The 12,308-nt window shown below is 73.6% G+C and carries 8 protein-coding genes; 5 read left to right on the top strand and 3 right to left on the bottom strand.

What is annotated here, in order from left to right; all coding sequences use genetic code 11:
- Positions 1 to 250: 250 nt before the first annotated feature.
- Complete coding sequence (locus ACFVHI_RS12600; protein ID WP_380338402.1) at positions 251 to 1,669, top strand: acyl-CoA synthetase; 1,419 nt, start codon at positions 251 to 253, stop codon at positions 1,667 to 1,669.
- A 310-nt stretch (positions 1,670 to 1,979) separates the two neighbouring features.
- Positions 1,980 to 2,894, top strand: a complete 915-nt coding sequence (locus tag ACFVHI_RS12595; RefSeq protein WP_380338399.1) for a C40 family peptidase — start codon at positions 1,980 to 1,982, stop codon at positions 2,892 to 2,894.
- Positions 2,895 to 3,051: 157 nt separating this feature from the next.
- Here the strand turns inward: ACFVHI_RS12595 and ACFVHI_RS12590 are convergent, their stop codons facing one another.
- Complete coding sequence (locus ACFVHI_RS12590; RefSeq protein WP_380338396.1) at positions 3,052 to 3,954, bottom strand: PfkB family carbohydrate kinase; 903 nt, start codon at positions 3,952 to 3,954, stop codon at positions 3,052 to 3,054.
- Between the two features lie 465 nt (positions 3,955 to 4,419).
- Here ACFVHI_RS12590 and ACFVHI_RS12585 point away from each other — a divergent pair, with 465 nt between their 5' ends.
- Both ACFVHI_RS12585 and ACFVHI_RS12580 read left to right on the top strand, forming a co-directional pair.
- The gene (locus ACFVHI_RS12585) at positions 4,420 to 5,487 is read left to right on the top strand and encodes an NUDIX hydrolase (protein ID WP_063350148.1); all 1,068 of its coding nucleotides are present in this window, start codon (positions 4,420 to 4,422) and stop codon (positions 5,485 to 5,487) included.
- Between the two features lie 196 nt (positions 5,488 to 5,683).
- Positions 5,684 to 6,523, top strand: coding sequence for a DUF4184 family protein (locus ACFVHI_RS12580; protein WP_380338394.1), 840 nt, complete (start codon positions 5,684 to 5,686; stop codon positions 6,521 to 6,523).
- Here the strand turns inward: ACFVHI_RS12580 and ACFVHI_RS12575 are convergent.
- Positions 6,499 to 7,863, bottom strand: a complete 1,365-nt coding sequence (locus ACFVHI_RS12575) for a dipeptidase (protein ID WP_380338391.1) — start codon at positions 7,861 to 7,863, stop codon at positions 6,499 to 6,501. The two genes, ACFVHI_RS12580 and ACFVHI_RS12575, sit on opposite strands and share 25 nt — an antisense overlap.
- Before the next feature lie 251 nt (positions 7,864 to 8,114).
- Between ACFVHI_RS12575 and ACFVHI_RS12570 the strand changes: the two genes are divergently transcribed.
- A complete protein-coding gene (locus ACFVHI_RS12570) occupies positions 8,115 to 9,563 on the top strand; it encodes a geranylgeranyl reductase family protein (protein WP_380338389.1) in 1,449 nt (482 codons plus the stop codon).
- Between the two features lie 145 nt (positions 9,564 to 9,708).
- Here ACFVHI_RS12570 and ACFVHI_RS12565 read toward each other — a convergent pair whose 3' ends face one another.
- Complete coding sequence (locus ACFVHI_RS12565) at positions 9,709 to 12,012, bottom strand: glycosyl hydrolase family 18 protein (RefSeq protein WP_380338386.1); 2,304 nt, start codon at positions 12,010 to 12,012, stop codon at positions 9,709 to 9,711.
- Positions 12,013 to 12,308: the final 296 nt, after the last annotated feature.

The following is a 12,308-nucleotide window of genomic DNA, read 5'->3' as shown; positions in this document are numbered from 1 at the left end:
GCCCCCTGGTGCCCCTCGCTCCCGCCCCCCCCCCCGGAGTACAACCCCCCCCGGCGCTACCCCCCCCCCCCCAGGTGGGGGGGGGGGGCCGCGGGCCCCCCGCCCCCACGCCCTCCGGCGTTTCCGGCACAGGCAGGCCCGGGCCGGTACAGGCCAGGCGCGCGGCGGCCAGTGACCGCCGCGGACGGACGCTCCGGGTGCGGCCCGTAGAGTCGGCGCGACAGCGTGAGACGAGGGCGAGGACGGAAGCATGGCACTGCTGACCGCACTTCAGGGCGACTACGGGGACACGGCGGACGCGCTGCGGATCGATGGACGGGCGCTGTCCCGCGAGGAGCTGCTGGGCGCGGCGACCGCCGTCGCCGACCGGGTGGCCGGTGCGCCCGCGCTCGCCGTGCTCGCCCGGCCCGCCGTCGAGACGGTCGTCGCCGTGGTCGGCGGCCTGCTGGCGGGCGTGCCCGTGGTGCCGCTGCCGCCCGACTCCGGGCCCAAGGAGCGCGAGCACATCCTGCGTGACTCGGGTGCGGTGCTGCTCGCGCACGCCGTGGGTGACGTCGTACCGGGTGAGGTGGAGGGGCTGCCGGTCGACCCGACGGAACGCGCCGCCACCACGTTCGCCGAGCCCGCGCCGGACGCCACCGGCTTCGTCCTCTACACCTCCGGCACCACCGGGGCGCCCAAGGGAGCCGTGATCCGGCGCCAGGCGGTCGCCGCCGACCTGGACGCGCTCGCCGCGGCCTGGCAGTGGACCGCCGAGGACACCCTCGTCCACGGCCTGCCGCTGTTCCACGTCCACGGACTGATCCTCGGCGTCCTCGGCGCCCTGCGGACCGGCAGCCGGCTCGTGCACACCGGGCGGCCCACCCCGGCGGGGTACGCGGCCGCGGGCGGCAGCCTGTACTTCGGGGTGCCGACCGTCTGGTCCCGGGTGGCGGCCGACCCCGGGGCGGCGGGTCGGCTGGCCTCGGCCCGGCTGCTGGTCTCCGGCAGCGCGCCGCTGCCGGTACCGGTGTTCGAGAAGCTGGCTGCGCTCACCGGGCACGCCCCGATCGAGCGCTACGGGATGACCGAGTCGCTGATCACCGTCAGCACCCGGGCGGACGGCGAGCGCCGGCCCGGCAGCGTCGGCCTGCCGCTGGACGGGGTGCGCACCCGGCTGGTCGGCGAGGACGGCGCGCCGGTGCCCTCCGACGGGGAGAGCGTCGGAGAGTTGCAGGTCGCCGGGCCGACCCTGTTCAGCGGGTACCTCAACCGGCCCGACGCGGATGCCGAGGCCTGGACGGCGGACGGCTGGTTCCGCACCGGGGACGTCGCCGTGATCGGTGAGGACGGCTTCCACCGGATCGTCGGTCGCGCCTCCGTCGACCTGATCAAGAGCGGCGGCTACCGGATCGGCGCCGGCGAGGTGGAGGCCGCGCTGCGCGACCACCCGGCGGTCGCCGACGCGGCGGTGGTCGGTGCGCCGGACGAGGACCTCGGGCAGGCCATCGTCGCGTACGTCATCCCGGACGGCGCCGTGACGGGGGAACAGCTGACGGCCTTCGTGGCGGAGCGGCTGTCCGCGCACAAGCGGCCGCGCCGGGTCGTGCTGGTGCCCGAACTGCCCAGGAACGCGCTGGGAAAGGTGCTGAAGAAGCAGCTGCTGGCGGAGGCCGACCAGCAGGGGTGAGGGGGCGTCGGGCCGCGGCCCGATGACTGGCCTTCACCCTGATGCCCCGTCGGTGCTCACCGGCCGTGAGCCCTTCCATTGGCTCACTCCACTGCGCGCCGTGAGCGGACGCGTGCCTACCGTGACACGCAGGCAGAACTGAATCCCCGCCCGGCGTGCCGCGGCTCCCAGTCGCACGACCGGAGGCCGTGGCGCGCCGGGCGGGGTCTGCCGAGCCGTACGTGCCGTCTCACCGGGACGTGCGTGTCCGTAGCCGATTCCGCAGCCGCCCCCGTGGCGGCAGTTCGCAGCAGTGAGGGAAGACAGCAGGATGACCACCGTCAACACCGGCGCGCCGGGTGCCGCCGACGAACCGACCGGGCAGCACGCTGCCGCCACCGCCGACCAGCGGGCGGCTGACGTCCGCCCCGTCCGCCCCTCGCGGGCCGCGCGGGTGCGCCGGGGGATAGGCATGGTGGCCGTGATCGTGGCCGGTGCGGGTGTGATCGGCGTCGGCCCCGGCGTCAGCCCCGCGGCCGCCGAGTCGGCACCGGCGCACGCCGGGTGGGACGGCTCGCGGTACTGGTTCAAGAACAGCAAGGGGCAGTGGCGCTGGACCACGCACTACGACGTGTACGTGGCGCGGACAGGGGGCGGATCCTCCTCCGCGGCGAAGTCCCCGTCGACGGGTGCGAAGTCGAGCGGCGGGATCAAGCAGGGGTGGGACGGGTCGCGGTACTGGTTCAAGAACAGCAAGGGGGAGTGGCGCTGGACCACGCACTACGACGTGTACGTGGCGCGGACGGGCGGCGGGTCCCCGTCGCCGTCCGGATCGTCCGGGTCGTCCTCGTCGGGCTCGGCCGCTGGTGCGGTGGCGGGTGACCAGGGCATCGAGTCCGCCGTGCAGTTCGCGCTGAGCCAGCTGGGCAAGCCGTTCCGGACCGCGGGCAACGGGCCGGACGGGTACGACTGCTCGGGCCTCGTGCAGCAGGCCTTCCGGCGCGGCGGGGTGAACCTGCCGCGGGTGGCCAACGACCAGTACGCGGCGACCACGCCCATCAGTGCCGGCCAGCTGCGCCGGGGCGACCTGCTGTTCTGGTCTCCCAACGGCACCAAGCGGGGCATCCAGCACGTGGCGATCTACCTCGGCAACAACCAGTACGTCGAGGCGGCGCGGCCGGGGACGCTGATCCGGATCTCGGGGATCAGCAGCGGCTACTACCCGTCGTACATGGGCCGGCCGTAGGCCGAGTGCTAGACAAGTGGGCGGGGGCGTTCGGGAGTTGTGGCCCGGGTGCCCCTGTTCGGGGCAGGCTGGGTCCGCCCGGCCTGCTTGGTCCGCCCGGCCCGGCCCGGCCGGCCTGGTCCGCCTGGCCCGCCCGGCGCCGTCGGGCAGTGGCTGGTCAGAGGTCGGTCGGGCGGGGGAGGGCGCCACGGGCGCCCAGGGCGGTGACGGCGAACGCGCCGGCGGCCACGGCGGTGGCGGCCGCGGCGGGGAGGGAGGCGCCGCGGGCGAGTCCGGCGGCGAGGGCGCCGCAGAAGACGTCGCCGGCACCGGTGGTGTCGACGACCTGGACGGCGGGGGCGGGGAGTCGGGCCGACCGTCCCTCGGTGGCGACCAGCGCGCCCTCGCTGCCGAGGGTGAGTACGACGCCGTCGGCGCGGCGGGCGAGGGCCCGGGCCGCCTCCTCGACGGTGGGGGCGCCGGTCAGCTGGCGGGCCTCGACGGCGTTGGCGACGACCAGGGGGCGGCGTCCGGTCGGACCGGTGTCGGGGAGCGAGCCGGCCGGGGCGGCGTTGTGCACCCAGTGGGTGCCGTCGGCCGGGAGGGCGGCGGCGGTCGCGCGGATGCACTCCTCGGGAACCTCGCCGCTGGTGAGGAGCACGTCGACGGGGAGCAGGTGCAGGCGGGCGAGTGCGGCGGTGACCTCGGCGGCGGTCAGGTGGGCGTTGGCGCCGGGGACGACGACGATGCTGTTCTCGCCGGCGGGGTCGACCATGATGATCGCCTGCCCGGTCGGCGCGTCGGGGTGGGTGAGCACGGAGCCCGTCTCGACCTCCGCGCCGCGCAGGTCGGTGAGCGCGGCTTCGCCGTCGGCGTCGCGCCCGACCTTCGCGACCAGGTGGGCGGCGGCGCCCATGCGCGCCGCCGCCACCGCCTGGTTCGCGCCCTTGCCGCCGAACCCCTGGGTGGCGGCGGTGGCGAGGACGGTCTCGCCGGGGGCGGGGAGGACGGGGCAGCGGAGGATGCGGTCGGCGTTGACCGAGCCGATGACGATGACGCGGCCGACTGGGAGCAGCTTCATCGTTCCTCTGTACGTGCTGGGGTGCGCGCGGCGCAAGCGGGCGCTGGGGGGCGCGCGAGGGGCGCGGGGAAGAATATGTCGACCGGTCTACTGAATTATGCAGACCGGTCTAGAGATTGCCGGGAGAAATCTGTCGGTCGGTCTACATAGTCGGGTGGAGGGGGTGATGCGAGGTGATCTGGGGTGATGATGGCGCACAGGAAGTCGGGCAGGCCGACTTCCTGTGCGCGCAGGGTGTGAGCAGGGTGCAACTTTGATGTAGACCGGTCTACATATTTCTCCCGGAAGGCGGCTGGCCTGGGCACATGCCCCTGTCAAGGGGTGGGGTGGGGCGCAACGGCGGGCGCGACGGGGAGGTATGGGGAGCGGCGTGGCGCGGGTACCACCACGGGTGGCGCTGGTTCGGCCGACGGGGGCGCTGCCCGGTGCGAACGGCATCGGGGCAAGTCGAGGGCAGGGGACGTTGTGATCGTCTGGGTCAATGGCACATTCGGGGCGGGCAAGACGAGTGCCTGCCGCGAGCTGGTGGAACTGCTGCCCGGGAGCGTGCTCTTCGATCCCGAGCTGGTGGGCTTCGGCCTGCGCCGGATGCTCCCCGCCGACCGGCTGGCGACGGTGTCCGACTTCCAGGACCTGGCGGCCTGGCGCCGGCTCGTCCCCGAGACGGCGGCCGCGCTGCTCAGCGAGGTCGCGGGCCCGCTGGTGGTCCCGATGACCCTGCTCAGGGAGGACTACCGGGACGAGATCTTCGGCGACCTCGCCTCCCACGGCATAGCGGTGCACCACTTCGTCCTGGACCCAGAAGAAACGATCCTGCGTCACCGCATCGCCCACCGCGACGAGTGCCCGGGAGATCCGGAGGCCAGCGAGCGGGTCCGCATGTGGTGCTTCGAGCACGTGGCCCGCTACCGAGCCGCCCGGCGCTGGCTGGTCGAGGACGCCCGGATGCTCGACACCAGCGAGCTCACCCCCCGCGAGACCGCCCACCGGATCGCCGAACTGGTCCGCGTCGGCGCCGCCCGCTGCCCGATCGTCCAGACCCCCGACCCGACCGGGGACACCGTGGCCTCCGCGGTCCTGTTCTTCGACGAACAGGACCGCGTCCTGCTGGTCGACCCGGTCTACAAACCCGACTGGGACTTTCCCGGAGGCGTGGTCGAACGTGGTGAGGCCCCCACCGACGCGGCCCTGCGCGAGACCGCCGAGGAACTGGGCCTGCGGCTCGACCCGACCGGGCTGCGCCTGCTCGCCGTCGACTGGGAGCCGCGCACCGGCCCGCGCCGCGGCGGCCTGCGCCTGATGTACGACGGCGGCCAACTGGACGCCGCCGCCCGCCAGAACCTGCTGCTCCAGGCGGAGGAGCTGCGCGACTGGCGCTTCGTCACCCTGGACGAGGCCGCCGACCTGCTGCCCCCGAGCCGCTACCGCCGCCTAGCCGCCGCCCTGGACGCCCGCCGCAGCGGCGAGTTGCGCTACCTGGAGGCGGGCCGCCGGGTCGCGCTCGGCCTGGCCAGCACGGCGGACGCGGCGTAGCCGCCTGGGGGGCCTGACGAGCCCGGGCGCCTGACGAGCCCGGGCGCCTGACGAGCCCGGGTGCCGGGCGGTCCAGAGGTATTGGCCGCCGCCCACAGGTGTTGGCCGCTGTCCCCGGGCGTTGGCCGCCCCGCAGGCGTTGGCCGCAGCCCCCGGGCGTTGGCTGATGGCCCGGCAGGGGCGGGAGGATGGGGGCATGCCGTTCACACTGAGCCACCCCGCCGCCGTCCTGCCCCTGCTGTGCGCCGCCGGGGAGCGCGGGCCGCTGGTCGCCTCGGCGCTGGTCGCCGGATCGATGGCGCCCGACGTCCCGTTCTTCGCCGAGTCGCTGCTGCCCGGGGTGTACGGCCACGGCGGTCTGACGCACCGCTGGTGGGCCGTGCCGACGCTGGACGTGGCGATCGCGGGCGCGCTGGTGGCAGGTTGGCACGGTCTGCTGCGCGCGCCGCTGGTGGCGCTGCTGCCCGACCGGTGGGCGGGCGCGGCCGAGGCACTGACGGTCCGGCGGCCCGCCGGAGGTGGGGCGGGTACGGGGGCGGCGTGGTTCGCGGCGTCGGCGGCGATCGGTGCGGCCACCCACGTCGGCTGGGACGCGTTCACCCACGAGGGCCGGCTGGGTGTCCGGCTGCTGCCGGTGCTGGACCGGGAGGTGGTCGGGGTTCCGCTCTACTCGGCGCTGCAGTACGGCAGTTCGGCGCTGGCCCTGGCCGCGATGGCGGGCTGGGCGGTGCGGGCGGTGCGGGGCGTGGAGCCGGTCCGCCCGGCCGTGGCACTCGCTCCCCGGGCGCGCCGGGCCGCCGTCACGGCCTTGGGCGCGGCGACGGCGGCCGGAGTGCTGCACCGGCTGGCCCCACTGCGGCGGAACCTGATCCCGGAGTTCTGCTTCGGCGCCGGGGCCGGGCTCGCGGTGGGTGCGGTCGGTTACGCGGTGGTGACGGGTGCCGCCCGCAGGTTCCGGGGCGGGCGGCCGGTGCCGGGGACCGCCGATGGCGGTCCCCGGACCAACGCGCTTCAGACCGAGCGCAGTTCGGCGTAGCGGCGGAGGAACAGGGCCTCGGAGAGGGCCATCCGCTCCAGTTCCTGCGGGTCGACGCTCTCGTTGACCGCGTGGATCTGGGTGGTCGGCTCCTCGACGCCGATCAGCACGATCTCGGCCTTCGGGTAGAGCGAGCGCAGCGTGTTGCAGAGCGGGATCGAGCCGCCCTCGCCGGAGGCGACCATCTCGGTGCCGAAGGCCTCGGCCATGGCCTCGCCCATCGCCTCGTACGCCGGGCCGGTGGTGTCGGCGTTGAACGGGGCGCCGGTGCCCTGGCGTTCGACGGTCAGACGGGCGCCGAGCGGGACCTGCGCCTCCAGGTGGGCGACCAGCGCGTCCTGGGCGGCGGTCGGGTCGCTGCCCGGCGGGACGCGCAGGCTGACCAGGGCCTTGGCGGCGGCCTGGACGGAGGAGGTGGCGCCGATCACCGGCGGGGCGTCGATGCCGAGGACGGTGATCGCGGGGCGGGCCCACAGGCGGTCGGCGATGGTGCCGGTGCCGGTCAGGGCGACGCCGTCGAGCACCTTGGCGTCGGAGCGGAACTGCTCCTCCGGGTACTGGACACCGCTCCAGGTCTGGCCGCCGGTCAGTCCGGCCACCGCGACGTCGCCGTGCTCGTCGTGCAGCGAGGCGAGCATCCGGACCAGCGACTGCAGCGCGTCCGGGGCGGCGCCGCCGAAGGCGCCGGAGTGCAGGTTGCCGGCCAGGGTGGTGACCGCGACCTCGACGACCGTCATGCCGCGCAGCGAGGCGGTCACGGTGGGCAGGCCGGGGGCGAAGTTGCCGGTGTCGCCGATGATGATGGCGTCGGCGGCGAGCAGTTCGGGGTGGGCCTCGGCGTAGCGCTCCAGGCCGCCGGTGCCCTGCTCCTCCGAGCCCTCGACGATGATCTTCAGTCCGACCGGGTAGCTGTCGCCGTACGCCTGCCGCAACGCCCGCAGGGCGGTCAGGTGCATCAGGATGTTGCCCTTGCAGTCGGCGGCGCCGCGCCCGTACCAGCGGCCGTCACGCTCGGTCAGTTCGAAGGCGGGGCTGAGCCAGGCGTTCTCGTCGAGCGGGGGCTGGACGTCGTAGTGCGAGTAGAGCAGCACGGTCGGCGCGCCCTGGGGGCCGGGCAGTTCGGCGTAGACGGACTGGGTGCCGTCCGGGGTGTCCAGCAGTTGGACGTTGGTCAGGCCTTCGGCGGCGAAGGCGTCGGCGACCCAGCGGGCGGCCTTCTCGCACTCCTCGACCGGGAACTGGCGCGGGTCGGCGACCGAGGGGAAGGCGACCAGTTCGGCGAGGTCGGTGCGGGCACGGTCCATCAGGGACCGGACGGCGTCGGCCAGCGGCTGTGACATCGGGGCTCCGAGGGGAAGGCTTCGCCCGAGGGGTGGTGCGGGCGGAGGGGGCGGTTTGGGTACCGCCGATCATAGGCGGACTCGAACAGTCCGATCGGGTGGTTTTACCCGGCGATCCCGCCCGGCGCACCGTCTGGTGGATCGGTCCGATGGATCGCCCCGGGCTCGGCCTGGGTTCGATCTGGGTTCGGTCTGGCGTTCGGGGCGGCGCGGCCAGCGGCGGGTCCGGCGGACGCATAGGATTGCTCGACGTGACTGACTCCGGAAGCTCCGATTCCCGCAGCCCACTCGACACCGAGGCCTCGCCGCTCGACGCCGAGGTGTCCGGACGGCCGTCAGGCCGGTCGTCAGGTCAGCCGTCAGGCGAGGCGTCCGAGGGGACGCCCGAGTCGGTGTCCGAGACCGGGACGGTGCCCGAGGCCGGGACCGAGACGGTGTTCGAAGCCGCGACCGAGGCTGGGACCGAGACCGAAGCCGCGACCGAAGCCGCGACCGCGCCGAGGGCCGGTCGGTCGGCGCCCGAGCCGCTCGACGGCGTCTGGGACGTCGTGGTGGTCGGTGCCGGACCGGCCGGAGCCTCGGCCGCGCACGCCGCCGCCGTCCAGGGCCGGCGGGTGCTGCTCCTCGACAAGGCCGAGCACCCCCGTTACAAGACCTGCGGCGGCGGCATCATCGGCCCGTCCCGGGACAGCCTGCCGCCCGACTTCCGGCTGCCGCTGCAGGACCGCGTGCACGCCGTCACCTTCGCCTACGACGGGCGGTTCACCCGGACGCGTCGGTCCCGGCGGATGCTGTTCGGCCTGGTCAACCGGGACGAGTTCGACCTGCGCCTGGTGCAGGCGGCCAAGCAGGCCGGGGCGGTGCTGGTCACCGGAGTGACCGTCACCGGCGTCGAGCAGCGCGGCGGCGAGCACCGGACGGCGCTGGTGACGGCCGCCGACGGGCGCACCTTCGAGGCGCGCGCGGTGGTCGGCGCGGACGGCAGTGCGAGCCGGATCGCCCGGCACGTCGGCGTCACCTTCGACCAGATCGACCTCGGCCTGGAGGCGGAGATCCCCGTCCCGCCGCAGGTCGCCGCGGACTGGTCGGGCCGGATCCACCTCGACTGGGGCCCGCTGCCCGGCAGTTACGGCTGGGTGTTCCCGAAGACCGAGTCGAGCAGCCTGACCGTCGGCGTCATCTCGGCGCGCGGCGACGGCGAGCGGACCAAGCAGTATCTCGCCGACTACATCCGGCGGTTGGGGCTGTCCGGCTTCACCCCGAGCGTGGAGTCCGGGCACCTGACCCGCTGCCGGGCCGAGGACTCGCCGCTCTCCCGCGGCCGGGTGCTGGTCGCCGGGGACGCGGCCGGACTGCTGGAGCCGTGGACCCGTGAGGGCATCTCGTACGCGCTGCGCTCGGGCCGGCTGGCCGGCGAGTGGGCGGTGAAGGTCGCGGAGGCGGGCAAGGCGGCGGACGTGCGGCGCGAGGCGCTGAACTACGCGTTCGCCATCAAGGCCGGGCTGGGCGTGGAGATGCGCGCCGGCAAGCAGCTGCTGGGCGCCTTCGAGCGGCGCCCGTACCTGTTCCACGCGGCGGTCTGCCTGGTGGCGCCGGCCTGGCGGGCCTTCGCCCGGACCACCCAGGGGCACACCACCTTCGCGCAGGTGCTCCGGCAGTACCGGGCGGCCAGGAAGCTGGCGGCGATGGCGTCCCGGTGACGGGAGGCCCTGGGAGCGGGTGCGGCCCTGGAGGCCCTGGAGGCCCGTCGGGCACCTGGGGCACCTGAGGCGCGGGCCGGCGCTCCGTTGTTCTCGGAGCGCCGGCCCTTGCTGCCCCACCGGCCCAACGGGCCGTGTCCTCCGGCTATTTGAGCCCGGAGTCGAGTGCGTTGATGAGCGTGCCGGAGGGAGTGTCGCCGGACATCTCCCAGATCATGCCGCCGAGCAGGTTCTTCGACTTGAGGTAGGCCGTCTTCTGGGCGATCGACCAGGCGTCGTCGAAGGTCCACCACTGGCCGCCGGCTCCGGTGTAGCCGTACGTCGCAATGGACTTGGGGTCGTGGTACACGGTCAGGTTGGGGACGCCGGTGATGAGGTTGTTGTAGCCGCGGGTGCCGGCCTCCTCGCTGAACTGGCCCGGGGCTGCGCCGTTCGCGGACTGCCACACGCCGGAGGCGCCGCCGTCCGCCACGCCCTGCCAGCCGCGCCCGTAGAACGGGAAGCCGATGGTGAGCTTGCGCGGGTTGACCCCGGCGCCGAGGTAGGTCTGGACCGCCGCGTCCACGCTGAAGTGGAAGTTGTACGGGTCGTTCGGGTCGGCGTAGAGGTTGGCCTGGGGGCCGGTGCGGTTGGGCTCCCAGGAGTTGTCGCTGCCGGAGCCGTGGAAGTCGTAGCCCTGGACGTTGGCGATGTCCAGCGAGCTGAAGATCTTCGTGAGGTCCCAGCCCGCGGCGACCTTCGCCGGGTCGGCCGGGGTGAAGGCGGTGAGCAGCTTGTGCGAGCCGCCCAACGCGTCGAGCTGCTTGCGGAATTCGGCCAGCAGCAGGGTCAGGTTGCCCTTGTCGTTGGCGCTCCAGTGGTTGCCGGCGTGGCCGTCGGCGGAGCCGGGCCACTCCCAGTCGAGGTCGATGCCATCGAAGATCCCGGCCGCCACGCCGTCGCCGCCGGCGCCGTTGTAGACCGGCAGGTTGCCCTTGATCCATACGTCGAGGCAGGACTTGACGAACTTCTGGCGGGAGGCGTCGGTGGCGGCGACGTCCGAGAAGTACTTGGAGTACGTCCAGCCGCCGAGTGAGACGACCACCTTCAGGTTCGGGTACTTGGCCTTCAGCTTCTTCACCTGGTTGAGGTTGCCGCGGAGTTTGCCCCAGCCGTCGTCGGCCACGCCGTCCACCGACTGGTCGGCGCTCATCGGGCGGGCGTAGTCGGCGTCGGCGTCACCGGCGCCGGTGCCCTGGTCCGGGTCCTGCGGGTTGGCGGTGGTGCCCCTGGTGACGCCCGCCAGGCAGGTCAGGTTGACCGGATCGATGTTCTCGAAGGCGTAGTTGACGACGTCGAGCTTGGCCGCGCTGCCGGAGGTGTCGAGGTTCTTGACGAAGTACTGGCGGCCGTAGATGCCCCACTGGACGAAGTAGCCGACCCGGGCGTACTTTCCGGCGCCGACCAGGTCCGAGGTGGTGGCGGTGAGCGGGGCGGAGGCGGGCGAGGCGTTGTCGGCGGGGTCGCGGGCCTTCACGGTGAACGTGTAGGTGGTGGACGGGGACAGGCTGCCGACCGTCGCGGTCAGGGTGCCGCCGCCGACCGTCGCCACCAGCGTGCCGCCCTGGTAGACGTCGTACGCGGCGACCCTGACGTTGTCGGTCGCGGCGTTCCAGGCGAGCGTGACGTCCGACGAACTGACCGCCGTGGTGTGGAGGTTGGTCGGCGCGGTGGGCGGGACCGGGTCGGTCGACGGGTCGAAGGTGGCGGCGGTGACGGGCGCGCTGAGTGGTCCGGTGTTGCCGCGGCTGTCCTTGGCCCGGACGGTCAGCGTGTACGTGGTGGCCGGGGTGAGCCCGGTGAGCAGGGCGCTGGTGGTGGTGCTGGAGCCGACCGCGGTGGCGCCGTTGAGCACGTCGTAGGAGGCGACCGGGAAGTCCCCGCCGGTGGCGACCGGCCAGGTCAGGGCGAGCGTGTGCGCGGTGGACTCGGTGACCGCCGGGGTGCCCGGCGCGGACGGCGGGACGTCGGCGGTGCCGTCGCACTTGTCGCCGTTGACGCGACAGTTGGTGGGGGTGGCGACCGGGCCGTTGCCGACGAACCAGAAGCTGTACGGCTCGGTGGTGCTGTGGGCGTTGACGGTGGCGTTGTAGAACGCATTGGTCGCGGTGACGTGCTGGCCGTTGACGGTGGCGGTGCCGTTGTAGCTGTTGCCGATGGTGACGCCGGCCGGCAGGTCGAACTCCAGGGTCCAGCCGGTCACGGCGGTGGCGTTGTCGTTGTGGACGATGTAGGTGCCCTGCCACCAGGAGCCGTTGTTGGCGGTGGTGAAGGCGGCGGTGAGCTTTCCGGCGGCGTTCGCCGGGGCGGCCAGCGCGGTGAGTGCGGCGAGGGGCAGGAGCAGGACGGAGAGCAGTGCCAGCAGTCTGCTGCGCACGCGCGGGCGCCTGGCCCGGGATCGAGCGGACATGGTTCTCCCTGTGACTGTGGGGGTTGGACAGGGTGACGTAGAGCCGCTGTGCTTGGTGCGTGTGCGATGGGTGCCCGCGCCGTGGGGAGACGGGGCATGGGCACTGTAGGAGGACTGGACCAATGCGTCAACAGGTCTGTACCACTGGGTAGTTGGGGGATTCGTCGGGGTGGTGCGGGCCGGTCGGGGGCTGCGGGGGCGAACAGGTGACAACTTTCAGATAAAAAATAAAAAATTTTTTAATAAGTTTTTTGTTTAATTTTACCAGTTGGGCCCCCGCAGGTTGTGCCCCAGCG

This window comes from Kitasatospora sp. NPDC127121 (assembly GCF_042677305.1).
Taxonomy (GTDB): domain Bacteria; phylum Actinomycetota; class Actinomycetes; order Streptomycetales; family Streptomycetaceae; genus Kitasatospora.
This window is presented reverse-complemented; position numbering and strand designations above follow the sequence as displayed.

What these genes read in the sequence shown, in the direction of transcription:
- ACFVHI_RS12580 (WP_380338394.1), top strand. Translation starts at nt 5,684, where the DNA reads ATGCCGTTCACACTGAGCCACCCCGCCGCCGTCCTGCCCCTGCTGTGC.
- ACFVHI_RS12575 (WP_380338391.1), bottom strand. Translation starts at nt 7,863, where the DNA reads ATGTCACAGCCGCTGGCCGACGCCGTCCGGTCCCTGATGGACCGTGCC.
- ACFVHI_RS12565 (WP_380338386.1), bottom strand. Translation starts at nt 12,012, where the DNA reads ATGTCCGCTCGATCCCGGGCCAGGCGCCCGCGCGTGCGCAGCAGACTG.
- ACFVHI_RS12590 (WP_380338396.1), bottom strand. Translation starts at nt 3,954, where the DNA reads ATGAAGCTGCTCCCAGTCGGCCGCGTCATCGTCATCGGCTCGGTCAAC.
- ACFVHI_RS12595 (WP_380338399.1), top strand. Translation starts at nt 1,980, where the DNA reads ATGACCACCGTCAACACCGGCGCGCCGGGTGCCGCCGACGAACCGACC.
- ACFVHI_RS12600 (WP_380338402.1), top strand. Translation starts at nt 251, where the DNA reads ATGGCACTGCTGACCGCACTTCAGGGCGACTACGGGGACACGGCGGAC.